Consider the following 24,067-nt stretch of genomic DNA (forward strand, 5'->3'; position numbering starts at 1 on the left):
AAATCTGGTAGGCGCCGCTTAGCCCGGTAGGGGTCGTTAGATCTGCGCTCCGAGCCACACCGGCTCGGGCTCCAACTCCACCCCAAAGGCTTCGAACACCCCAGCTCGAACGGCCCGGGCAAGCGCCACAACATCCGCGCTGCTAGCCCCACCCCGATTCGTCAGCGCCAGGGTGTGCTTGGAACTCAAAGCGGCCTGCGGGGCCTCCGGCAAGTGCCAACCCCGCGTAAACCCGGCGCGTTCGATCAACCACGCCGCGGAGAACTTAAACGCCGGCTGCTCCTCCGAGCCCACGGAAAACACCGGCATCCGCTCGGCCTCGGCCTCCCCGACCCGCTCGGCTACCGCAGCGCGCACGGCAGCCCGTGCCGCCGTGCCCTGCACGATGGGATTGGTGAAGAAGGAACCTGCGGACCACGTATCGTAATCCCCCTCCTCCAACACCATCCCCTTGCGCCGGCGCAGTTCCAGCACCGCCTCGCGTACCTCCGCCACCGGCCGCCGAGCCGCCCGGGACCCCTGCGCCGCCTCCTCCGCGCTGATCCCCAAGTGCCGCGCCAGCTCCCCAAACCGCAGCGGAATGCTCAACCCCTCCGTATCCAGTTGAAACTCCACCCGCGTCACCACCGCCCGCTGGGTGAACTTCAGGTTGGAGTAGCGGTAACTCAAACCTAAGGCGTCCGGCGTCACCCAGCTACTGCGGGTCGTGCGCCGATCGTAGAGGTACACGCTTTTCAACGTGTCCGCGATCTCCGCCCCATAGGCGCCGACGTTCTGCACCGGGGTGGCCCCCACGGACCCGGGAATCCCGCTGAGGCATTCCAAGCCCCCCAACCCCGCGCGCACAGTCGCAGCAACGAACACGTCCCAGTTCACCCCGGCGTACGCTCGGGCCACCCCGGACTCCGCATCGATAGCGATGGCCTTCGACTGCTCTGGGTCGACCGCCGGGTCCGCCTCGGCGAGGACTACCACCCGGTCCGCCACCTCCGGGCCATCGCCCACGACGAGGTTGGAGCCGCCGCCCAGTACGATCAGCGCCTGGCTGGCGGCGTCCAAAATCTTCACAACCTCCGCCAACGCCGTGGAGTGACGGCACACCACCACGGCGGCCGGGGCACCCCCGATGCGCAGCGTGGTGAGCTCCCGGAAGGTGCGGGGATCCAGGTGGGCACCGTCCACCGCGCCGATGGCCTCCACCAGCCGGGGGCGCAATGTCGCGAGCGTCAACGGATCGGTGGCAGATTGCTTATCGCCAAAAACTTTCACCCCACCAAAGGTAGTCTGTCCACATGACGACAAAAAGCGAGAACACGGCAACGATCAACGCTCCGATCGACAAGGTGTACGCCGCCCTTTCCACCCGGGAATACTGGGATTACGAGGCCCAAAACGTCGGCGACGAGGCCGGGGAGGTGGCCTCCTTCACGGGCGCTCCCACCATCGAGGCCGTAATGCACGAGGTGCTTCCCGCTTCCGCGCTTCCGGAGGCCGTCCGTGGCATGATCCCCCAGGCCCTCAAGCTCAAGCGCACCGTCACCTTCGGCCCGCTGGAGGATGACAAGACCACCGGCGACGTTACGGCCGAGGTCAAGGGCGCCCCCGTGATCTTCCGCTCCGACCTGACCCTCAGCGGCGAAGGCGAAACCACCCTCCTTTCGGCGGACTCCGCCATCAGCGTGAACATTCCCATGATGGGCGGCGTGCTAGAACCCAAGGTTGCCGAATGGGTGCAGGAATTCTTCACGGAGGAAGCCGCCCTGATCGAAAAGTGGGTCGCCGAGCACTAAACCCGCCGGCAGATTCTCTTTCCCTTCCCTTCCCCCCGCTCCTTGCCAGATCACGCGCACAATCAACGGGTCCGGTCCTGGTCTCTAGCAGGATCCGGGCCCGTCGGCGTGCGCACCCGCGGCACCACCGCGCACAACCGCCTGCGCAAGGCGGACCGGTGGTTAGTGGCCCAGCCCCAGGTGCAGGCCCTGTTACGAGCAGCGGTGGTCCACGAACAGCGGCGCCCCCGAGCGGTGGACGTGGGTTACGGCGCTTCCCACACGACAACCGTGGAGTGGGCCCGCTGGCTGCGGACCATCACCCCAGACGTGGAGGTCGTGGGTCTGGAGATCGACCCGGATCGCGTTTTGCCCGAGCGGGAGGGAGTCCGATTCGCCCTCGGCGGATTCGAGCTGGCCGGGATGCGCGCCGACATCATTCGCGCGTTCAACGTGCTGCGCCAGTACGACGTCAGCGAGGTCCCCGCCGCCTGGGAGATGATGTGCAGCCGTCTGCGCCCCGGTGGCATCGTCATCGAGGGCACCTGCGACGAGATCGGGCGGCGAGCCACGTGGGTATGCCTGGATGCCAGCGGTCCACAGACCCTCACCCTCGCCTGGGCCCCGGCCGATGTGGCCCAGCCCTCCGATATCGCCGAGCGCCTCCCGAAAGCCCTCATCCACTGCAACACCCCGGGCCACCGAATCCATGCGGTCCTCCGGCAAATGGATGACGCGTGGGATCGCGCCGCTCACCTCGCCGTTTTCGGCCCCCGGGTGCGGTGGCGGGGGGCACTCGACATTTTTCACGACGCCACCAACATCAGCGCCGGCACGACCCTCGGCCCCGCGGCCGAGCACCACCCGGGCCAACACCGCCGCCTCACTCCCCGCCGACGGCTAAGCGACAACAGCCTCACGCTGCCCTGGTCCGCTGTGGCGGACTAGCCCACCTCGGATGTGCCACACTGGTGCGTAATGAACACGAAACCGATGTACCCGCTCGCCTCCGGCGATCCCTCCCACGGCGGCCCGAGTAGCGGGCTACGCGCGGCAGGGCGGCAGCCCGGCAGGCCCGCCGATCACCCCGCCCCCGGCGATGGCAGCCGCCGCACCGGGACAGGTCGGGGGCGCCCGCGCCGCTCCCTGGGCAAGATCCTGGCGATCACCCTCGCCGTCCTCGCCGTGGTTCTGCTGCTCGCAGAGTTTGGCATGCGCTGGTACATGCGCGACCAGATCATCAGCTCCGTGCAGAACAGCGCGGCGGAATCCGGGGCCCGCATCGAGGCGGACCCGGAAGTGAAGTTCGGTACCTCCCCGGTGCTGCTGGGAATGGCCCAGGGCACCATCCCCCACCTGGACCTAAACCTGCCGTCCACGCTGAACATCAGCTACGTGGATAACGACAAGTCCAAGCCAGTGGTCCAGGGCAATCCCGCCGTCCACATCACCGGGACCGACCTGAAACCGCAGAAGGGGTCGGACAACGCGACGTTCGGGGAGCTGGATGTGAACACCACCATCCCGCCGGAACTCATGCTCGCGGAGGTGCGCAAGAGCACGACGAACAGCCCCGCTGCGGAGGCTAGCCCCGTGGCGAAGCTCATCACCATCTCCGGGATCCGGCCCAACCCGCAAGATCAGAGCCTGGACTTCGAAATTTCCGGGGGGATCGCGCAACTGCGCATGAAACCGGTGGTGCGCGGCGGTCAGATGCAGTTCGAGGTGCAGGGGGCCAAGATTTTCGGCTTTAACGTGCCGGAGAGCTTCACATCCCGCCTGCGCGACTCGCTGGCCTCCGCCGCCGGGCAGACGGACGTGCCGGAGGGCCTGCAGTTCACCTCCGCGAAAGTCGTGGACGGCGGCCTCGAGCTCACGCTGCACGGCACGGACGTGGACATGAAGCGGATGACGGATAGCCTCAAGGCTCAGCAGGGGACCCAGGCTCTAGGCCAGGGCCAGCCAACAGCGCAGCCGGATTCGCTACGCCCAGCCGCGTAGCCCCCGCCGAGAGCAGCCGACCGGCCTCGCCCGCGGAGCATAAAACCCCGGTGACCTTGATCCCCACGGAGGTCGCCCCCGGCTGGGGGATCGCCCCGCGGTAAGGCGCGCGCCCCATCTGCGCCAACTGCCCAGCCATGGCCGACACGGCCGTCAGCGTAGCCTCTGCGGCGTGCTGCGCTTCCATCGGGCCGAGGCCCAGCCGCGCGTCGACGTCCCCCTCCCACCACACCACTTCCGAGACTCCCCCACGGGCGCACGCCGCCGCGAAGTTCGCGCACACCTGAGCCAGCCGGCCGTCCCGGCCCATTCCGCCAGGTTCCGGCGAACCCTCCTCGTCGGCGTCCACGGCCTCGAGCACCGCCCGGGCGGGTAGCACCAATGCCAACTCCACCGGGGGTGGTACCGCCTCGCGCAAGGTGAGAATTTCCGACAGCACGGCGTTGGTGTCCCCGGCCGCCACCGCCGCCCAATCGGCAATCACTTCCACCCTGTCCGCCCCCTGTTCTACGGCGAAACGTGCCTCCGTGGCCTTGAGCAGACTGTGGTTACGGCCGAAAGGGAGGCCAATGACCGGCGCGCAGGTTGGGGGTGTCCCCACCCCATCGGAACAGCCCGCTGCGGCTACGGCCGCAACTACGGCAGGGACCAGGGATGGCCACACCCCGATGCCACCACAGTCATGGGTTGCGGCAAGGCGGACCACCTCCCCCACGCCTGCCGGGCCCAACCCCGCGGACAGCGCCATCAGATCCACCCGGGCGGGATCGATATCCGCCGCGGGGTGGGCGCCACTCACCAAATACCGCCCTCGTTAGCCAGCACGTCCTTGATGGCCGGGCGGGTATCCTGCCAGTACACCCCCACAATCACCGCGGCGATGACCCACAGGATCATGGAGCCGCTGGCGTAGAAGGCCAAGCCCGCCGCCAGGCTAGCCCCCACCAGGAGCAGGGACCACGTCTGCTTCTGGCGATCACAGGCGCGAAAAGCGTCCTCGCGGGTTGTCAACACCAGGACGAGCCCCACCACTGCCAGTAGGAAAATCGCGAGGCTCAATCCCCGATCGAAGAGCAGGAAGGCGTAGCTCGCCATCTGGATTGTCTGCGTCATGGGGACCATCGTACCTAGCCGGACCAGGTGGCCACGTAATTCGCCAACTCCGTAGCGGCGTGGATGGCCAGCCCGGCTAGGGCACCCACCACCGTGCCGTTGACGCGGATGAACTGCAGATCTTTGCCCACCATCAGTTCGATCCGATCACTGGCTTCCTCCGCGTCCCACCGCTGCACCGTCTCCCCGATGATGCTGGTGACCTCCCCCGCGTAGTTATCGGCCAGGTAGCTCACGGCCCGAACCAGCCGGTCCTCCAAGTCCCGGCGCAGATCCGCCTCCCGCTGCGTGCGCAGCCCGAACTCCCGCACCCACGCGGTGATCTTGCGGCGCAGAATGGATTCCGGATCCGCGGCCATCTCCCCCAGGGTCCCGCGAACGGACTCCCACAGCTTCCCCGGCAAGGCCTGGACGGGGCCGGAACCGAGAATGTCCTCCTTGAACTTCTCCACCCTCGCGATCATCGTCTCGTCCGTCTGCAGGTCCTCCGCCAACTGGGTGAGGAAACCCCGCAACTGCACGCGGGCATCGTGATTGGAGTTGCGGCGCACATCGGAGGTGAAGGCAACAAGCTCGCGGTAGACCCGGGCGCCCACGAGATCGCGGATAAACCGCGGGGCCCACGTGGGGGTGCGCTCATCGATGAGCCGGACCACGAAGTCCTCGCTGCTGCGGGCCTTATCGTCCAGCCACACCACCACCGCTTCCACGGCGGGTTCGGTTCGCCCCTCCTCGTTGAGCTGCTGCAGCGCCCGGCCCAGCGGCGGCCCCCACATAGGCTCCCGCAGGCGGTCGACGATGAGCGAGTTCAGCACCTCCTCCGCCTCGGCGGCATTGATGCCCCGAACCACGACGTCCACGAGGCGGCCCAGCTCTTGGGAAACGCGCTCGGCCCCGCCCGGCTCCACCACCCAGGTCGCGGTACGCTCTGGGATGCGGGCCCCGCGGATCTTTTCGCTGATGAGCGGGGCGTTGAGGAAGTTCTCGCCGACGAACTCGCTGAGGGAGTGGCCGACCTGGTCCTTCTTCCGCTTGATGATCGCCGTGTGCGGGATGGGGATGCCCAGGGGATGCTTAAACAGGGCGGTGACGGCGAACCAGTCCGCCAGGCCGCCGACCATGCCCGCTTCCGCTGCGGCCTCCACATAACCGATCCACGCGGCTGTGTGGGTTCCGCCCTGGGTGCCCAGGCTGCGGCAGAGAATGTAGATCACCGCGGCGACGATCAGCAGGCCGGTGGCGAAAGCCTTGTGTTTACGCAATGAAGCGCGGCGCTCAGCCTCCATCTCCGGACTGGGTCCGGGGACGGGAAGCGGAGCAGCCGCGCCGTGGGTGGGGGTTAAAGTCACCTCACCATTATGCCCGCCGGGTGGGGGCCCCAGCGGGCCGCCTTCTACGGGCAGTCTTGGAAGCGGTGTCCGGACTGGCGGAACCCTAGTGGATTCGGCCCGTGCGCTTCTTGTACTCGCGGTAGTTCTTCCGGCCGATGTGCACGGCCAGGAAACCACTGAACAGCAGGCCGAACCCGAGGATCGCGCCGCCGATGGCCAGGTTCGTGGCCCAGGGGTGCAGATCCGAAACCATGCCGGACAGGCCGAAGATCATGGTCCCGAAACCGGCGAGGGAGGACAGCACCAGACCCATCCCGATCCACGTGATGCTGCTGTGGAGGGAAGAGTGGGGCGAATCGAAGCTGGAGGGAACGTAGCCCTCACCGTAGAGCTTGTCTACGTAGAGGTCCTCGGTAATTTTCGGCATTGCGTGCTCCTACGGTGAAACGTGTCTTAGCTGAAGATTAGTCATCCTTGCCGCGGAAAGCAGCACGGGACCGTTCTTTGGTGATGGCGGAAACGGCGGTGAGGGGGATGCCGGCCGGGCACACATCGGCGCACTCGCCGAACAGCGAGCAGTGGCCGAAGGTCTCCTCCAGCTCGTCCACCATCTTGCGGCCGCGCAGGCCGCGCTCTTCCCGGCCCAGCGGGGAGAGTGTCAGGTGCACCAGCTTGGCGCCGGTGAAGAGGTGGGCAGCGCCGTTGGGGCACGCGGCAACACACGCGCCACAGCCGATACACGCCGCGTGATCCAGGGCCTTCTCCGCATCGTCGTGGTTAACGATGAGGCTATCGGCGTCCGGAGCAGTACCCGCCATGACGGATACGAACCCGCCCTTTTCCATGACGCGGTCCAAAGCGGAGCGGTCTACGATCATGTCCTTGATCACGGGGTACGCTGCAGAGCGCATGGGCTCCAGCTTGAGGGTGTCCCCGTCCTTGAAGCTCAGCAGGCGCTGCTGGCAGGCCGGCTTGTTCTTGTCGGGGCCGTGGGGGCGATCGTTGACCATCAGCCCGCAGGTGCCGCAGATACCCTCGCGGCAGTCGGAGGCGAAGGCGAAGGGCTCCTTGCCGTTTTCCACGTAGCCGTTGTTGACGTGGTCCAGCAGCTCGAGGATGGACATCTGGGGTTCAGCGTCTGTCACGTCCACGGACTCGAAGTGGCCTTCAGCGTTCGGGCCCGCCTGACGCCAGATTTCAAGATGCAGTTTCATTACTTGTAATTCCTTGTCATCAGCGGGATTTGGTCGAAGTACAGCGGTTCGCAGTGGCGGATGAACTTGTTCTCGCCGTCCGGCTCCCAGGCGGAGACGAAGCACCAGTTGTCGTCGTCGCGCTCGGCCTCGCCGTCCTCGGAGAGGTGGTCGTCCCGGTAGTGGGCACCGCAGGACTCATCCCGGTCCAGAGCGTCGATGCACATGAGCTCGCCCAAGTCCAGGTAGTCAGCGACGCGGGTGGCGTACTCCAGCGTCTGGTTGAGGCCATTGGCCTCCCCGGGGACGTTGACGTTGGCCCAGAAGTCCTTGCGCAGCGCGCGGATCTTCTCGATGCCCTGCTTCATATCCTCCACGTTGCGGGACACGCCGCAGGAGAAGTAGAGGATCTCGCCGAGCTGACGGTGGTAGTACTCCGGTCCGTGCGGCTCGGGGCCCTCGATGGACATGAGGTCGATGATCCGCTGCTCCGCGCGCCGCAGGGCCTCCCTGGCTGCGGGGGATTCCGCATCGGGGATGGGTTGACCAAGCAGCGGGGAGAGGTAATTGGGAATGGTGAAGGGCAGGGTGAACCAGCCCTCCACAGAGGAGGACAGCAGGGAGTTCGCACCCAGCCGGTTAGCGCCGTGGTACATCCAGGAGGCCTCACCGGAGCAGAACAGCCCCGGGATGGAGGTCATCTCGTTGAAGTCCGTCCACAGGCCGCCCATCGTGTAGTGGCAGGTGGGGGCGATGCGCATGGGGGTCTCGTACGCGTTTTCGCCCGTGACCTCCTCGTACATCTGGATGAGGTTGGAGTAGCGCTCCTTGATCGTGTCCTTGCCCAGGCGCTCGATAGCGTCCGTGAGGTCCAGGTACACGGAGTTCTTCATCGGGCCCACGCCGTACCCGGCGTTGATCTGCTGGGCGTTGGCGCGGGAGGCGATGTCGCGGGGCACGAGGTTGCCGTAGGCGGGGTAACGACGCTCCAGGAAGTAGTCGCGCTCGTCCTTCGGGATCGTCATGGGATCCCGGTCGTCGCCCTTCTTCTTCGGGGTCCACACGCGACCGTCGTTGCGCAGGGATTCCGACATCAGGGTGGTCTTGGACTGCCAGGTGGAGTTCACGGGCAGGCCGGTCGGGTGGAACTGGACGAAGGAGGGAGATGCCATGTAGGCGCCCAGTTCGTAGGCCCGCATCAACGCGGAGGCGTTGGAGTTCTTGGCCAGCGTGGACATGTGGTACACGTTGCCGTACCCGCCGGTGGCGAGGACGGTGACGTGCCCGGTGTGGGCGGTGAGCTCACCGGTGATGATGTTGCGCATCACCACGCCCTGACACACACCCTCGTCCACGATGAGGTCCACCATGTCGTTGTGGGTGAAGATCTCTACGTGCCCAGCGCCGATCTGGCGGTAGAGCGCGGAGGTGGTGGCCAACTGTAGCTGCTGCCCGGTTTGGCCGCGGGTGTAGTAGGTGCGGGAAACCTGCACGCCGCCGAAGGAGCGGGTGGCCAGGGTACCGCCGTACTCGCGGGAGAAGGGGGCCCCGATGGCGTTGAGGTGGTCGATGACGCGCGGGGATTCCATCGCCAGCCGCCAGCAGTCATTCTCACGGCAGCGGTAGTCCCCGCCCTTGACGGTGTCCTTCGTGTGCAGGTAAGCGGAGTCGTTGTCCAGCTTCTTCCCGCGCGAAGAGTTCACACCACCCTGGGCCGCGATGGAGTGCGCGCGGCGGGGGGAATCGTGGTAGGTGAACACCTTCACGTCGTAGCCCAGCTCGCCGAGGGCCGCGGCCGCAGCGCCGCCGGCCAGGCCGGTGCCCACGATGAGCACACGGAACTTGCTGCGGTTCAGCGGAGAGACCATGCCGAAGTGTTCTTTGGCGTACTTCCACTGCTTGTCTTGGCTGGTGGCGTGAGGCGCGTTGTCCTTGAGGACCTTGCCCAGCGTCACGCCGGATACTTGGGAATCGGGCGCGGTGAAGGCGGCGACGGCTTTGTCGTAGTCGAAGTCCGGGCCCTGGTTATGGGGGTGGTTCTTGGATTCACTCATGTGCGTGTTCTCCTTTGTGGGCTCGCGGACTAGTGCCCGGCGTGCGGCATGAACGGGACCTGGTCAACTGCGCCGAACATGACGGCCAGGGGGATGGAGATGTTGCCGATCAGCACGATGGCGGGCAGCAGGTAGGAGATCCAGAGCATGACCTGGCGGGTGCGGTGACCGGTGATGCCGAGGTCGGAGGATGCGGTCCAGATGCCGTGGGAGAGGTGAGCGAAGAGGATGAACATCGCGAGGATGTAGAAGATCGCCACTCCGGGGCGCTCGAAGGAGGAGACAAGGTTTTGGTATGCCGCGTGGTGGCCGCCGTCGGGGTTTTGGAAGTGGCTCGAAGCGGCGGGCTTGACCCCGAGGGTGAGGTCGAGGATGTGGTAGATGATGAACAGCAGCAGCACGATGCCGGTGATGGGCATGGTGCGGGCGCTGAAGGTGTTCCAGGTGCTGCGCATTCCCTTACGCTTGTAGCGACCGCGGGATTGGCTGGACCGGCCGATAAGGGCGAAGGCGCAGCCAACGTGGAGCACCAGGCAGATCAGCAGGACGATGCGGAACAGCCAGAGGAAGCTCTGGTGCGGCAGCAGGGGGTAGCCGAAGGTACGCAGGAAGTCCGCGTAGGCGTTAAAGCCGTGTTCACCGCCGTAGACCTTCAGGTTGCCCAGCATGTGGACCAGCACGAAGAGACCAAAAATGATGCCGGTAACGGCCATAATCATCTTCATTGCCCACGAGGGGAACCCCGGCTTTTTCCGTAGGGGCTTGGTTGTTATCTTTCCGTGGACGATGGCGTCCCGGTCGTCGTATTTCACAGTCATGGCACCTCCAGTGTCACAGTAACTGTACGACTTGACCACCTTAAGCCACTAGTTTGCGGCAGGTTTCCGTCAGTGTGCCCACCCCGGATAGGGGGAACGCGACATCATTTAGGCAACATTCATGTTGCTTTATTCTGTTTGGGACGCTAGGAGCGGCGCGCTTCACCTGCGGTTTCGCTGCGATACACACTTCGACCGTTCCCGCAAGGCCCCGCAACGGTTTTCTCCGCCCGGTGATCCCCGACCGGTTAGATTTCGGTTAGTTGTCCCCGGAGGTCGGCCCGCCGTCGGGGGTCTGCGGAACCACGTCGTGGGAGTTGGACAGCTCCTCGTAGTCCTCTCCCTCCTTTTCATCCTCCAGAACCGGCGCGGAGGATCCGAACCACTCGGAACCGTCCAAGGAGCGATGCTGCAGCTCGTTGGCGCTCTCATCCTCGTCGCGCAGCACGGTGTCTCCCTTGACGGTGACAATGCCGTCGTCATCGAAGACCACCCCCTGGCCCAGCACCCAGATGGGATCCAGCCGTCCGGTCCCGGCCACGACCTTGAGCGTGACCTCCCCGGGGACCACCGTGACCTGAATCCGCACCCCCCGGAGGGTGATGGAGTACTCCAGGGACTTCCACCCGGCGGGCAGCCGCGGATCGATGGAGTACCGCCCATAGTGGTCCCGCAGGCCACCGAAGCCGTAGACCAGCGCACTCCATACGCCGCCGCAGGAAGCGATGTGAACCCCGTCCACGGTGTTCCGGTGCAAATCGGCGAGGTCCACGAACAGACCCCGGTAGAAGAAGTGCTCCGCGGTCTTCCCGTAACCCAGTTCCGCGGCCATAATGGACTGCACCACGGCGGACAGCGTGGAATCACCGGTCGTCAACCGGTCGTAATAGTCGTAATCCGCGCGCTTGATGTCCGTCGCGAAATCCTGCCCCTGCAGGAACAGGGCCAGGACCACGTCGGCCTGCTTGAGCACCTGGTAGCGGTAGATCGTCAGCGGGTGATAGTGCAGCAGCAGGGGGCGCTTGAGGGGGCCGTCCGGGTCGTCGAGGTTCCACACCTCCCGCTGCAGGAACTGATCGTCTTGCGGGTTGACCCGCAGCTTTTCGTTGAAGGGGATGTACATCACATCGGCGGCCTGGGTCCACCGCTCCAGCTCCGTGTTGGTGAGCTTCGTCTGCGCGAGCAGGTCCTCGTAGGCCTTGGGGCGGGCGTCCCGCATCTGCCGAACCACAGCGGCCGCAACGCGCAGGTTATATTGCGCCATCACGTTGGTGTACAGGTTGTTGTTCACCACCGTGGTGTACTCGTCCGGGCCGGTCACGGAGTGTATTTCGAAGCGGTCCCTCTTGGAGTTGAAGAACCCCAGGGACATCCAGAAGCGCGCGGTCCCCACCAGGATGTGGATGCCCTGCTCCAGCAAGAAGTCCGTATCTCCCGTGGCGTAGACGTATTTCATCAGGGCATAGGCGATGTCCGCATCGATGTGATACTGGGCCGTCCCGGCGGCGTAGTAGGCACTGGATTCGCGGCCGTTGATCGTCCGCCAGGGGAACAGCACCCCATCGTGGGAGAGCTCCATCGCCCGGTCCCGGGCCGCCGGCAGCATGCCATGGCGGAAGCGCAACGCATTGCGGGCAAAGGCGGGGTTGGTGTAGCTGAGGAACGGCATCACGTAGATTTCCGTGTCCCAGAAGTAGTGCCCGCCGTAACCGGCACCGGTCATGCCCTTCGCCGGCACGCCGTTAATCTCCGAGCGGGCGGAGGCCTGGATAAGTTGGAAGATGTTCCACCGCACGGCCTGCTGGAGCTGCGGCTGCCCCTCGATGCGCACGTCCGAGCGCTCCCAGAACCGGGCCAGCCATTCCGCCTGGTTTTCCACCAGGTGCCGGAAGCCCACCGCCTTAGCGCGGTTGATCGTGCGCGCACAGCGGAAGGCCAGCTCCTGAGGGGCCACGTGCCGCGAGGAGTGGTAGGAAACGAACTTCTCCAACCTCAACCGCATGCCCCGCTTGCCGTTGAGGTGGTAAACCACCCGTGCGACATCTTCTTCCACATCGGTGGAGATCTCCACGCCCTCGTCGTGGGAGCCGTCTGCGGAGTGATCGGTGGGGTTGTACACGTCCAACACGTGGTCCACCGAGCAGGCCACAGTCATTCCAGAGTGATTGACCTGGTAACCCAAAGTGGCCCGCTCCGGCTCCGGCTGGGCCTGATAGCGGGGCAGCAGCACGCGCTCGGAGAACTGCTCCCCCTTCCGCGGATCGAAAGCCTCCTCGGCCGCGGCCCGGGCGTTGTTGTCCGGGAACTCGCCCTCCCCATCCTGGCGGTTGAGTACCTGGGAGGAGATCACCACGGCAGCATCGTCATCGAGCAGTTCCACCTCCAGGGACATGATGGCCAGGTGCTTTTCCTGGAAACTCACCATGCGCTCGGAGGTCACCCGAACCCGCTTGCCCCCCGGCGTGCGCCAGATGAGGTCGCGGCGCAGCACCCCCTCCCGGAAATCGATGGATCTCCGGTAAGAGGACACCTCCGCGTTGCCCAGCCGCAGCGGCTCGTCGTCGATGTAGAGGCGCATCGCTTTCGCGTCCGGCACCTGGATGATGCTCTGCCCTTCCCGGGCCAGGCCGTAGGCATCCTCGGCGTGATCGATTTTCCACGTTTCGTGCAGGCCGTTGATAAAGGTGCCGTGAGCGGTGGAATCCCGGCCCTCCTCCGGGTTGCCGCGCATCCCCAAGTAACCGTTAGACACGGCGAAGATCGTCTCGGAAACACCCAGGTCCATGCGGTTCGGCTTGGTCTCCACCCAACCCCATTCGTTGACCGGGTTGTTCTCCCGGTCGATGAGCTCCTTGGGGTCCAGGGTGTGGTGGTGCTTATCGGCGCGATAGCCCACACCCACCATGTCCCCGCCGTCGATGGGCCGGGACGGGCCCGTGGCGCGGCCTTCGCGGCGGCGGGAGAAGAAGGCTTCCAACTTTTCGGCTTGCACCGTCCGCTTGAATTTGGCGCTCATGGCTGGTGGTTCCTTCCGCACAGGGGCTGTTCGGTGGGGCGGTTGGGCCGGCACCGGCGGGGGGTAGGTCTCGGCCTGTCCTCCGCCACCCGGCCCACGCGGTCTATTCGTGCGTCACTGATGTTTAGCACCACCCGGGCGTGCCACCCAGGAAAGCCTTCACACAGCACTACGTGATGCTAGCGGGTTTCTCCTTCCGCTTAAATTACCGGGTCTGCGCCCACCTCGCTCGGCGCAAAAGCAGTTGTGCAGTTGTACGGGGGCCTTAACTGCGCGGCAACACGGCAGAAACATCACGCGGCGATACTCGCAGTCATGACCACCGAAAGCATCCCCCTCGAGCGCTTCAATATGGCAGCGGATTCCCTCATCGTCGCCATGCTGGAGGATCTTTTCTGTTCCCGCGAGCTCGCCGTCCGCGTGGTTCTCGCCCGGCCGTTTGGCAGCGTGGAGGAAGCCGCAGAATACGCCGATGCCGCGCTGTTTCGCTTGCCGGACGAGGTGGTTAGGGATGCCGTCAATGCCCATCCCACGATTGGCGGCAAGGTCGCCCCCGGTTCCCACTCCGCCAAAGAGCAGTCCCAAGCACTCGCCTCCCAAGCCGGTTCCTCCGCACCTCATCGCAGCGGCGAGGACCAGGGGGCCGAATCCACCAGCGATACCCTCGCCCGCATTCGGCAAGTCTCCGCAGACTACGAGCAGCGCTTCGGGTACCGCTACCTCGTCCGGGCCGCCGGGCTCAACGCCGCCGACATCCTCGCGGATCTGACCTCCCGGATGAGGAACGATGACGTCAGCGAATGGTTGATTACCCGCAAGAACTTGGCGTCCATAAATGATCTGCGCCTACACAACGCCATCGCGGACCATCAGCCTGCCCACCCCACCCCGGCGCACAACCCTACGCACAATTCCTCGCAGCATTCCGCTCCACGGACCCAGGAGGCCGCCTCGTGAAACTCACTACCCATGCTCTCAACACCGCCACGGGACAACCCGCAGCGGACCTGGGCTTCACCTTGACCATTGTGGCCTCCGATTCCCCCGCCGACGGCGGCCCGGTCCAAGCTCACTCCTCCGATATCGCCGAAGACGGCCGCACCGACGAGGACGGACGCTACGCCTTCGACACCACCCTGGCCCAGGGAACCTACCGCCTACGCTTCCACACCGGCGCCTACTTCGCGGGCAGCTCCACCGAAACGATCTATCCCCACGTGGACATCACCTTCACCGTCCACAGCGGGCAGGGGGACCACCTGCATGTCCCCCTGTTGATCAGCCCGTTTGGGTACACCACCTACCGCGGCAGCTGAGGAAACCCCCTACCCCGAATCGGGGCTCCCCACTCTTTTCTTCGCCCGCTTGGTGCTCTTCCTCCCCCTTTTTCCCTCTCCCCCTTTCCGACGAAAGCCAGCGACGCCCATGAGCAACCCGACCCCCCACCGCGACGGCGCCTCCCCCACGGGACACATCGCGACCGCCACGGTCACCCCCGACAACCCGGCCGTGGCCCGCGCCGAAGCCGATCCCACCGCTCCCGAGGTCTACGGCGTGGACGACCGCCCACCACTGGGGAAGCTCGCGATCCTCGGCCTCCAGCACGTCCTGGCGATGTACGCCGGGGCCGTGGCCGTGCCCCTCATCGTCGGCGGCGCCCTCGTCAGCGCCGGTAAATTTCAAGCGGCCGACCTGCATCACCTCATCGTCGCCGACCTGTTCGTGGCGGGCCTGGCCTCCATCATCCAATCCGTGGGGCTGTGGCGATTCGGTTCCCGGATGCCCCTCATCCAGGGCGTGTCCTTCGTCTCCGTGGCGCCCATGATCTCCATCGGCTCCCAGCACGGCATCACCGCGATCTACGGCGCGGTCATTGCTGCGGGCCTGTTCATGATGCTCGTGGCCCCGGTCTTCTCCACCATTGCGAAGTACTTTCCGAACCTGGTGACCGGCACGATCATGGTGGTCATCGGCCTGTCCCTGGTCAGCGTGGCCGGGGGATGGATTATCGACGCCAACGCCCCGGCGCAAGAACAGGGCACCGGAGTGACCTTCCTTCTCGCCGGCGTGACCCTCATCGCAGTGATCCTTTTCCACCGCTATGCCCCGGAGGCCTACAAGTCCATGGCCATTCTCGTGGGCATCATCGTGGGCATGCTCGTCTCCTTCCTCGTGGGCAAGGCGGATTTCGCCTCCGTGGGGGACGCCGCGTGGGTGGGCGTGCCCCGTCCCTTCTTCTTCGGTCTACCCACGTTCCAGCCCGCCGCGATCATCACGATGCTCATCGTCGGGCTGGTGATCATGACGGAGACCTCCGGGGACATTATCGCCGTGGGCAAGATCGTCGGGCGGCCTGCCAACGGGCGGCTGCTGGCCGACGGGTTGCGTGCGGATGGCCTGTCCACCCTGCTCGGCGGCGTTTTCAACACCTTCCCCTACACGGCCTTCGCCCAGAACGTGGGCCTGGTCAGCCTGACGAAGGTGTTCTCCCGCTACGTAGTCACCGCCGCCGGTGTCATCCTCATCATCCTCGGCATGCTGCCGAAGATGGGGGAAGTGGTGGCCTCCATCCCCGCACCGGTGCTGGGCGGGGCGGGAGTCGCGCTGTTCGGGATGGTGACCGCCTCCGGGATCCGCACACTTGCCACGGTGCAGTGGACGGAGATCCGGGCGCTCATCGTGGGCGTGTCCATCTCCATCGCCCTGCTGCCCAGCATGGTGCCGACTTTTTACAACCACGTGCCGAAAAACCTCGCCATGGTGCTGCATTCCGGCATCGCCTCCGCCGCCATCTGCGTGATCGTGCTGAACCTCCTGTTCAACCGCGAGGATGACGGTCACATCTCCGACGAGTACCTCAAGGAGCACTCATGACCACTAGCGCTGCCCCACAGTTCTCCCCCGTCATCGAGCCCGACGCACCAGCACCACCCGCCTCCCCCGGTGCCTCGCCCGCCGGTTTCGCAAGCGCTACGGCCTCCGCCACCTCCGCCGCTCCCTACGCCGCCCCAAACGGCGCGGCCGGGGAACTGCCCCTTCCCCGCAACCTGACCTTCGACCCCGCGGACTGGCAGATCCTCGCCCGGTACTGGTACCCGGTCGCCTTGAGCAAGGACGTCACCGAGGGCCCCCTCGGCGTGACACTGTTGGACAAGCCCCTCGTTGTCTACCGCGTGGACGGGGAGGTAGTGGTCGCCGATGACTTGTGCCCACACCGGGGGATGCTGTTGAGCCTCGGCGAGGACCAACACGACGGCCGCGGCATCAAGTGCCCCTATCACGGGCTGCGGTTCGGAGCGCAGGGCAAGTGCACCTCCATCCCCGCACACCCGCGCAACAAGATCCCGGAGAAGATGCACCTGCGAGCCTATGGCGCGGTGGAGCGCTACGGGCTGGTGTGGACGTGCCTGGCCCGGCGCGCCGGGGAAGAGGAGGGGGTGGCCATTCCCCCGGTGCCCCACTGGGAGGATGAGGGCTTCCAGCAGATTAACTGCCCGTACATCGACGTTGCCGCCTTCGCCGGGCGGCAAGTGGAGGGCTTCTTGGATGTGGCGCACTTCGCCTTCGTCCATGCGGATTCTTTTGCGGACGCCAATAACCCGGAAGTTCCGGATTACAACCCCGTGCCCACACCCGATGGCTTCCACACGGACTACTGGTCCACCATGGCGAACATCCCCCACGGGGTTCACATGGACGTACCCGACGACTTCCTATGGCTGCGTCACTTCCACCTGCACGTTCCTTTCAGCGCCTCCCTGGTGGTCCACTTCCCCGAAGGCGCCCGGCTGTCCATGCTCAACGCGGCCAGCCCAGTCAGCGCCAAACAGACCCGCCTGTTCGACGCCCGTTGCCGCAACTTCGACACGGATCAGCCGGTGGAGGACGTCTACGCCTTCAATAAGCAGATCTTTGAGGAGGATCGGGCCATGGTGGAGGCCCAGAAGCCGGAGAACCTGCCCCTGGATCCGAAGCTGGAGGTGCACATCCCCGCGGATAAGTCCTCCATCGCCTACCGGCGGGCACTGCGGGACATCGGCCTGTCGGAGTTCTTCACCGCATGAGCGACACCACAGCCACGCCGGGCCGCGCGGGGACGAACACCGCTGCGGCGGAGCAGCCGTTGTTGGATGTGCTGGTCCACTCCATCACCCAAGCTTCCAGCCGGATTCTCCTCATCGAGCTGCGGCCCCTTGAGCCTGCGGAGCTCCCCGCCGCGAGCCCCGGCGCTCATATCGACGTGCACATCGGCCCGCTGGTTCGCCAGTACTCGCTGGTGGAGGCCCCCGGCATCGCGGGATCTGCGCAGCAGCGCTATGTCCTTGGCGTGTTGCGCGAGAAAACCAGCCGCGGCGGCTCCAAGGCCATCCACGAACAGCTCCGGGTGGGCCACCGACTGCAGATCAGTGCGCCCCGCAACCACTTCGAGCTGGTGGAGGCCCCGCGCCACGTCCTACTCGCCGGCGGGGTCGGGGTCACGCCGCTGGCCGCGATGGCCCGCCACCTCGGGAATGCCGAGTTCAGCCTGGACGTGTACGCCGCCCAGCCCTCCGACTTCCCCCTGTACGAATACCTGCAGGGCGCCCTCGAGCACGGGGATGCAGCGTCGGCGGACCACTCGGGGCGGCTGCACTGGCACGCCTCCAGCAGCGGTGATTCCCTGCGCACTGCCGACCACCTCCCCCGGCCCTATACCCCCGGCGCGCAGCTATACCTCTGCGGCCCGCCCGGTTTCCTGGACACCGCCAAGGCCCTCGCGGCGGCCGACGGCTGGCCGGAATCCTCGGTGCACGTGGAGCACTTCGTCTTAAAGGAACCCCTGGATCTCACGGGCGGGAGCTTTGAGGTCGTCGCGGCCTCCACCGGCCAGCGCTTGCCCGTCGGGGAGGAGCAGACCATCGCGGAGGTGCTGCTGGCCGCCGGTTACCCGGTGGAGCTGTCCTGCGAGCAGGGGATGTGCGGTTCCTGCATCCTTGGGGTGAAGGCGGGCATCCCGGAGCACCGGGATGTGGTGCAGTCGGAGGCCGAACATGCCAGCAACCAGCTGATCAACGTGTGTTGCTCGCGCTCCCGCACGCCCAGCCTGACCGTGGACGTGTAAGGCGGGGAGGAGGCGGAGATGTTTTCTGCGATCCGGGGCCATGTGGTCACCGCCACCAGAGAGGGGACGGTGGCGGAGTTCCCCGACGGGCTCATTGTGTACGACGCCACCATCCGCGCGCTCGGCGACTATTCGCAGATCGCGCCCCAGTTTCCCGACGTAGACATCGCCGATTGCCGGAGCCAGCTCATCCTCCCCGGGTTCGTCGATTGCCACGTCCACTACCCCCAGCTGCGGATGACGGCTTCCCCCGGCCACGAGCTGCTGGGCTGGTTGGAGAACTACACCTTCCCCGCAGAGATGGCTTTCGCGGATGCGGAACACTGCCAGGAGGTGGCCGAGGAGTTCTGCGCGCAGTTGACGGCGAACGGCGTGACAACGGCCGCCGTCTACGCCACGGTGCATCCCCAGTCTGTCGATGCCCTCTTCACCGCAGCCGAGAATGTCGGCCAGCGGGTGTTGTGCGGCAAGGTGTGTATGGACCGACACGCGCCGGAGGCCCTGCTGGACACCGCCGGGCAGGCATACGAGCAGTCCGGGGAGCTCATCGAGCGCTGGCATGGCAAGGGCCGCTTGGAGTACGCGATCACCCCCCGCTTCGCGCCGACCAGCTCCCCGGAGCAGCTGCAGTTGCTGGGCCGACTTGCCCACGAGTTTCCCGATGTGGCCATCCAGACGCACCTTTCGGAAAACGTGGCGGAGGTGGAGTGGGTCGCCGAATTGTTCCCCCTCCCGGACGGCGACCGGAACTTTGGGGATGTACACGACTACACCGGGGTATACGAGCGCGCCGGGTTGGTGCGGCGCCGCAGCATTTTCGGCCACGGACTGTACCTCAGCGATTCGGAGCTCTCCCGCCTGGGCCAGGCCAGGGCCGGGATAGCGCATTGCCCCACGTCCAACGCCTTCCTGGGCTCCGGTCACTTCGGGTATCGACGGGCTGCGGCGGTGCCGGGCCTGGAGGTGGGACTGGGCTCGGACATCGGGGCTGGCACCAGCTTGTCCCCGCTACAGACCATGGGTGGGGCCTATGCCGCCTCCCGGCTTTCCGGGGCGGCGATGGATGCCTTCGAGCTGCTTCATGCGGCAACCCTGGGGGGTGCCCGCGCCCTGGGCGTGGCCGAGCAGACCGGCAGCCTCGAGGTCGGGAAGGAGGCGGATATCGCCGTTGTGGACCCGCAGGCGGGCGGGGCCCTGTTGCGATCCCGGGTGCGCCACGCAGACAGCTTGGAGGAGGTGCTGTTCGCACTGTGGATTTTGGGAGACGAACGGGTTGTCAGCCGCACGGTGACGGCCGGGCGGGGTGCGACACGTAAAGCGTAGAGCGAGGTGCGGATAGATGAGCAAGTTAGGCAATTCCGCTCGCCACGAACGTGCCTTCGGTTATCGCCCCTAGTAGCGCGGCCCCTGCGGATAAGGCACGTCCACCCCGGGGCGGTGCTCTCCGATACTGCCCACCTCCTCGTAGTCGAAGGCCTTAAACTCCTCGAACATCGCGGGCCAGTTCTCCCGGGTGATGTCGCCAGCGATGCGGCGGGACAAGCGGGTCAGCCCCGCGTAGATGCCGGAGAGCTGATTTCCCGCCACCGCATGGGAGGCCCGAGCTCCCGTGGAGAAGTGGAACAGGCGCGGGATGTACTCCTTGGCAGCGGAATCGGCCCCGGACTTCGCCTGGAACTGGAAGCCCTCGCCCAAGTAGGGGCACTTGCCTAGAGGGTGGCCATTCGCGGCAGGGGCGAACTCGTCGGACCACAGCGCGATATCCGGCAGAAACTCTGCCAGCTCCGGCCGCAATGACAGGTCCACGGTGTACCCGGTCGCCGAGATCACATAATCGGCCTCCAGTACCCGCCCGTCCTGCGTGGTGATGCGCACCGGCTTAGCGGAGCCATCTTCAACGTATTCTGCACTGGCCCACCGAGTGTTTGTCTTCAGGTGAAAATTGGGCTGCGCATAGGCCCGCCACACCGCCGCCTGTGTCGGCGGCTGCGGTAGCCCCCCGTTGAACAGGCTGAACTCCCACTTCTGCTCGTCGCTGAGCTCGAAAAAGTGCTCCTGCATGCCGGGGAATTCCATCCATCGCAGGGAGTTCTGCCGGGGAATCTCGCTGCGGCGAACGTGCATCTCCACCTCCCCGGCTCCAGCTTCCAGGGCAGCAGAGGCGTTGTCGAAACCGGACGCTCCCCCGCCGAGGACGACGATCTTCTTGCCTTTGAGCGCCGCGAAATCGATGGCATCCTCCGTGTGCGCTCGCACGTGATCCGGCAGCGCCTTCACCGCGGGCGGCAGGAAGGTGGAGCCCCCGCCGATGAGGCCCAACGCGAAGATGATTCGCCGAGCCCGGTAGGTCACGGTGGTCTTCTGCCCCTCGGTGGTGCCCTGTTCAGCCGTGACGGTGAACATCCCCTCCGGCTCGGTGGGCGCATGTACGGCCGAGACCCAGGTGTGAAAGTCCACGTTGGCACCCGTGGTCTTGCGGTACCACGCCAGATAGTCGTGCCAGTCCAGCCTGGGCACCAGGTTGGTAGCGGCCCAAGCCTCCGGGCCGTACTTGGCCTCGAACCACCGCTGCGTGTGGAGGGAGGGGATATCCAGCTCGATGCCCTTCATGTTCTTCGGGCTCCGCAGGGTGTGCATTCGGGCGTAGCGATCCCAGCAGCCGATGGAGCTCTCCGGCCCCGCCTCCAGCACCTTCACCCCGCCGATGCGGTGGCGCTGCAGGGCGAAGGCCGCGCCGAGTCCGGCCTGGCCGCCGCCGATGATGAGGACGTTGTAGGCACCATCCGGCTGCCGGGGTACCCAATCGTGATTGTGGCCGAGGACGTCCATCTCCCGGCGCGCCTGTTGCGCTAGATCGCGAAGCGCGGCTTCCGCCTGGTCGGCAGACCGGGGTTCCGGCCGGGCGATGGACAGGGGTTGTTCTGCGGTGGTTTCCTCGACCGGGGAGTCGGAGGAATTGTCGAGCGAGGTGGTCATGTTTTTCGACGTTAAGCCGCGATTGTTTCCTCTATCGCATCGCTTCTATTTCGGCAGTATTAACTCCGACCAGCTTTCCTTGTTCCCCCTCTGCGCGCCGCAAGTGATACCCGGCGCAACCTCGCCGATACGACCTCCTAATCATTTCCTGTGAGTCAAGGATCTCTGGGTGGCTACTCCACTTCGAATTCGCCGAACCCCGCCAGCGGCTTGGGGGATCGCGGGGCATACGTGCCCACCCGAGACGTCCCCAACCCCTGCCGGACCAGCGATTCCGCCTGCCCCACTGCGGCGGCGACCCCATCCACAACGGGTGCCCCCAGACGAGAGCTCAGCTCCCCTGCGCGCCCGGCCATGCCCGCGCAACCTAGGCAAATGACCTCTGCGCCCTGCGCCAGTGCCTCATCTGCTCTCGCCAGGATGGCACGATCGGTGGAGGTGGCGTCCTCCTCCAATTCCAAAACCCCTAGCCCCGTCCCCCGCACCGAGGCGCATCGGGCCGCAACCCCAGCGGCGGCCAGGCGTTCGCGGATCATCGGCACCGTGCGATCCAACGTGGTCACCACCGCATAGCGATCCCCAATGGCCATCGCGGCGACGGCGGCGGCCTCGGTGATGTCCACGACGGGCACGTCCACGAGCTCCATCAGGGCCTCTTTGCCCTGGTCACCGTAGCCTGCGAGGATCCAGGCATCCACCGGGGTGCGGGTGGGGTCGGCGGTGTACTCGCGGACGGCGCTCAGCACTCCGGTGGCGGAGAGAATGGCCTCCACATGGTTTTCCACGCTCGCGGGGCCGATGGCGGGGGTGAGGCCGAGGACCGTCGTGCCCTGTGCTGCGACACTGCGGGCGGCAGCGAGGATCGTCTGTGTCATGCTCTCGGAGGTGTTAACGTTGACGATGCCGATTCTTATGGACGCCCGGCCCTCCTGCGCGGGCTGCGGGGATCGTGTCGGTGTCCCAGTGTCCTCGTTAGCCATCGGTGGTGGGGGCCTGCCTTCCTGCTCTCGTACTGCCAAACTGCCTGGCCTGCGCCGGTCTTCGCTCTACTACAGCACACCGGCGGGCTCGGCAGCGCCACGATCCGCGCTTCCGAGGTCATCTGCCGCGAGTCCCCGGCGCAGCCGGTGCTGGGTGGGCGCAAGCTTCTCCAGCACAATGAGCAGGACCGCAGCCAGGATGGCGCCAATGAACCAGGTGTAGGAGGACAACTCCTTGGCCGCGGGCACGATGACCATCACCAGAGCCACCGCTCCGGCGACGACAGTGGCCAGCACAGCGTTGCGGTTCACGCCGTTGGTGTATTTGTAGGGTGCCCCTTCCCGGGAATCGAAGAGCCCGGGGACACTGACCGGATCGCGGTTGATGACGTAGAAGTAGGCGATGAGCACGCCGAACAAGGGTCCGATGAAGGCGGCCAGGGTATCCAGCGTGTAGTGGATGACCTGGGGAGAGTTGTACAGGTTCCAGGGGGTGAGGAAAACGGAGCCAACGGCGGCGATCATTCCCCCGACCCGCCAGGTGATGCGCTTCGGGGCAATCGTGGAGAAGTCGAAGGCCGGGGCAATGAAGTTGGCCACGATGTTGATGCCGACGGTAGCGATGACCAGCGTCAGTGCGCCGAAAGCGATGGCCACGGTGTTGTCCATCTGCGCAATGGTCTCCACCGGGTCCGAAATGAGCTTGCCGTAGACCGGCAGGGTCGCGGAGGCCGTGACGACCACGAGCACGGAGAAGACCAGAAAGTTCAGCGGCAGGCCCAGCAGGTTGCCCCGCTTGACCACCTGTTGGCTCTTTCCGTAGCGGGAGATGTCCCCGAAGTTCAGCATCGGGCCGGAGAAGTAGCTGACCACGGTGGCCACCGCCACGAAGAATGCGGAGACGGCCGCGGTACCGCTGAGCTGGTGGTCCGCAAGGCTGAAACTGATGTTGGACCAGCCCGCCTTGTAGATCATGTAACCGGCCAGCAGCATCATGACCACGTACACAGCCGGCCCGCAGAAGTCGATGAAGCGCCGAATGGCCTCCATCCCCCTCCAGAACACCAAGGCCTGGGCCAGCCACAACGCGAAGAAGGCCACGTAACCCACTGGGGACAATCCGAGGAATCCGTGGATGTCCTTATCCGCATAGGGGCCCAAATCGGGCCATATCTTCACCAGCAACACGACGAGAGCGTGGCTGGCCAGGTAGGTCTGAATTCCGTACCAGGCCACGGCGATGAGCCCCCGAATCATCGCCGGCAGCTTGGCCCCCTGTATCCCGAATGCAGCCCGACAGATGACCGGGAAGGGGGTTCCCGTGCGCTGCGAGGGCAGCGAGACGAGGTTGCACATGAAGTACACGATGGTGATGCCGATGAGCAGGGCCAGCAGCACCTGCCAAGCGGTAAGCCCCAGCGCGAACAGGGCTCCGGCGGTGATGTACCCGCCCACGGAGTGCACGTCGGACATCCAGAAGGCGAAGATGTTGTAGGAGCCCCATGTCTGTTGCTTCAGCGGGGCTAGATCGTCGTTGATGAGCTGGGGATCCGCGCCGGGCGGAACCGCTACCTCGTTGTGTTGTACTGCTCCACCGCTCACGAATGGGTTCTCCTTAAAGATCCTGGGGGTGTGGACCGCAGCGGCCGCGTGGATCCACATCCACGTAGACAGCTCCGTCCACTGTTCCCTTGCGGACTTTAGAGAACCCGTGT

General features: G+C 65.7%; 21 protein-coding genes. 9 read left to right on the plus strand and 12 right to left on the minus strand.

Features of this window, described 5'->3' with window-relative positions:
- Positions 1-36 precede the first annotated feature (36 nt).
- Positions 37-1,203 (minus strand): UDP-N-acetylmuramate dehydrogenase, encoded by a 1,167-nt coding sequence (locus CHEID_RS09280; RefSeq protein ID WP_420536407.1) that lies wholly within the window; start codon positions 1,201-1,203, stop codon positions 37-39.
- Positions 1,204-1,292: 89 nt separating this feature from the next.
- On the opposite strand from CHEID_RS09280, the gene CHEID_RS09285 reads away from it, so the two are divergent.
- From CHEID_RS09285 to CHEID_RS09295, 3 genes are read left to right on the plus strand one after another with little or no spacing between them, the layout of a single operon-like run.
- On the plus strand, positions 1,293-1,790 hold the full coding sequence (locus CHEID_RS09285) for a DUF2505 domain-containing protein (protein ID WP_112768512.1): 498 nt from the start codon (positions 1,293-1,295) through the stop codon (positions 1,788-1,790).
- Positions 1,791-1,832: 42 nt separating this feature from the next.
- Positions 1,833-2,717, plus strand: coding sequence for an O-methyltransferase (locus CHEID_RS09290; protein ID WP_112768511.1), 885 nt, complete (start codon positions 1,833-1,835; stop codon positions 2,715-2,717).
- A 30-nt stretch (positions 2,718-2,747) separates the two neighbouring features.
- Positions 2,748-3,770 (plus strand): LmeA family phospholipid-binding protein, encoded by a 1,023-nt coding sequence (locus tag CHEID_RS09295; protein ID WP_112768510.1) that lies wholly within the window; start codon positions 2,748-2,750, stop codon positions 3,768-3,770.
- Here the strand turns inward: CHEID_RS09295 and CHEID_RS09300 are convergent.
- From CHEID_RS09300 to CHEID_RS09335, 8 genes are all read right to left on the minus strand, one after another.
- On the minus strand, positions 3,691-4,569 hold the full coding sequence (locus tag CHEID_RS09300; protein ID WP_112768509.1) for a hypothetical protein: 879 nt from the start codon (positions 4,567-4,569) through the stop codon (positions 3,691-3,693). The genes CHEID_RS09295 and CHEID_RS09300 overlap by 80 nt on opposite strands.
- Positions 4,566-4,883, minus strand: coding sequence for a DUF2516 family protein (locus tag CHEID_RS09305; protein ID WP_112768508.1), 318 nt, complete (start codon positions 4,881-4,883; stop codon positions 4,566-4,568). The genes CHEID_RS09300 and CHEID_RS09305 overlap by 4 nt, the downstream gene beginning before the upstream one ends.
- 14 nt (positions 4,884-4,897) lie before the next feature.
- Positions 4,898-6,169 carry a DUF445 domain-containing protein gene (locus CHEID_RS09310; RefSeq protein WP_112768507.1) on the minus strand — a complete coding sequence of 424 codons (1,272 nt, stop codon included), beginning with the start codon at positions 6,167-6,169 and terminating at the stop codon, positions 4,898-4,900.
- 148 nt (positions 6,170-6,317) lie between these two features.
- Positions 6,318-6,641 carry a hypothetical protein gene (locus CHEID_RS09315; RefSeq protein ID WP_112768506.1) on the minus strand — a complete coding sequence of 108 codons (324 nt, stop codon included), beginning with the start codon at positions 6,639-6,641 and terminating at the stop codon, positions 6,318-6,320.
- A 37-nt stretch (positions 6,642-6,678) separates the two neighbouring features.
- A complete protein-coding gene (locus tag CHEID_RS09320; RefSeq protein ID WP_112768505.1) occupies positions 6,679-7,428 on the minus strand; it encodes a succinate dehydrogenase/fumarate reductase iron-sulfur subunit in 750 nt (249 codons plus the stop codon).
- Entirely contained in the window at positions 7,428-9,461 is a 2,034-nt protein-coding gene (locus CHEID_RS09325; protein ID WP_273661113.1) for a fumarate reductase/succinate dehydrogenase flavoprotein subunit, read from the minus strand. Before CHEID_RS09325 ends, CHEID_RS09320 begins: the two co-directional genes overlap by 1 nt.
- 29 nt (positions 9,462-9,490) lie before the next feature.
- The gene (locus tag CHEID_RS09330) at positions 9,491-10,279 is read right to left on the minus strand and encodes a succinate dehydrogenase cytochrome b subunit (protein ID WP_112768503.1); all 789 of its coding nucleotides are present in this window, start codon (positions 10,277-10,279) and stop codon (positions 9,491-9,493) included.
- Between the two features lie 259 nt (positions 10,280-10,538).
- On the minus strand, positions 10,539-13,295 hold the full coding sequence (locus tag CHEID_RS09335; RefSeq protein WP_112768502.1) for a glycoside hydrolase family 65 protein: 2,757 nt from the start codon (positions 13,293-13,295) through the stop codon (positions 10,539-10,541).
- Between the two features lie 315 nt (positions 13,296-13,610).
- Between CHEID_RS09335 and CHEID_RS09340 the strand changes: the two genes are divergently transcribed.
- From CHEID_RS09340 to guaD, 6 genes are all read left to right on the plus strand, one after another.
- Positions 13,611-14,252, plus strand: coding sequence for a 2-oxo-4-hydroxy-4-carboxy-5-ureidoimidazoline decarboxylase (locus CHEID_RS09340; RefSeq protein WP_112768501.1), 642 nt, complete (start codon positions 13,611-13,613; stop codon positions 14,250-14,252).
- On the plus strand, positions 14,249-14,611 hold the full coding sequence (gene uraH / locus CHEID_RS09345) for a hydroxyisourate hydrolase (RefSeq protein ID WP_112768500.1): 363 nt from the start codon (positions 14,249-14,251) through the stop codon (positions 14,609-14,611). The genes CHEID_RS09340 and uraH overlap by 4 nt, the downstream gene beginning before the upstream one ends.
- Positions 14,612-14,720: 109 nt before the next feature.
- On the plus strand, positions 14,721-16,169 hold the full coding sequence (locus CHEID_RS09350) for a nucleobase:cation symporter-2 family protein (protein ID WP_273661114.1): 1,449 nt from the start codon (positions 14,721-14,723) through the stop codon (positions 16,167-16,169).
- Positions 16,166-17,359, plus strand: coding sequence for an aromatic ring-hydroxylating oxygenase subunit alpha (locus CHEID_RS09355; RefSeq protein WP_112768498.1), 1,194 nt, complete (start codon positions 16,166-16,168; stop codon positions 17,357-17,359). Before CHEID_RS09350 ends, CHEID_RS09355 begins: the two co-directional genes overlap by 4 nt.
- Positions 17,356-18,396: a PDR/VanB family oxidoreductase gene (locus tag CHEID_RS09360; RefSeq protein ID WP_112768497.1), complete on the plus strand. Its 1,041-nt coding sequence runs from the start codon at positions 17,356-17,358 to the stop codon at positions 18,394-18,396. Before CHEID_RS09355 ends, CHEID_RS09360 begins: the two co-directional genes overlap by 4 nt.
- Before the next feature lie 18 nt (positions 18,397-18,414).
- Entirely contained in the window at positions 18,415-19,719 is a 1,305-nt protein-coding gene (gene guaD / locus CHEID_RS09365) for a guanine deaminase (protein WP_112768496.1), read from the plus strand.
- Between the two features lie 69 nt (positions 19,720-19,788).
- Here the strand turns inward: guaD and CHEID_RS09370 are convergent, their stop codons facing one another.
- From CHEID_RS09370 to CHEID_RS09380, 3 genes are all read right to left on the minus strand, one after another.
- Positions 19,789-21,372, minus strand: a complete 1,584-nt coding sequence (locus CHEID_RS09370) for an NAD(P)-binding domain-containing protein (RefSeq protein WP_112768495.1) — start codon at positions 21,370-21,372, stop codon at positions 19,789-19,791.
- A 173-nt stretch (positions 21,373-21,545) separates the two neighbouring features.
- The gene (locus CHEID_RS09375) at positions 21,546-22,286 is read right to left on the minus strand and encodes an aspartate/glutamate racemase family protein (protein ID WP_112768535.1); all 741 of its coding nucleotides are present in this window, start codon (positions 22,284-22,286) and stop codon (positions 21,546-21,548) included.
- Positions 22,287-22,421: 135 nt separating this feature from the next.
- Positions 22,422-24,014 carry an NCS1 family nucleobase:cation symporter-1 gene (locus CHEID_RS09380; protein ID WP_112768494.1) on the minus strand — a complete coding sequence of 531 codons (1,593 nt, stop codon included), beginning with the start codon at positions 24,012-24,014 and terminating at the stop codon, positions 22,422-22,424.
- Positions 24,015-24,067 lie beyond the last annotated feature (53 nt).

The sequence above is a fragment of the Corynebacterium heidelbergense genome (assembly GCF_028609845.1).
GTDB lineage: Bacteria > Actinomycetota > Actinomycetes > Mycobacteriales > Mycobacteriaceae > Corynebacterium > Corynebacterium heidelbergense.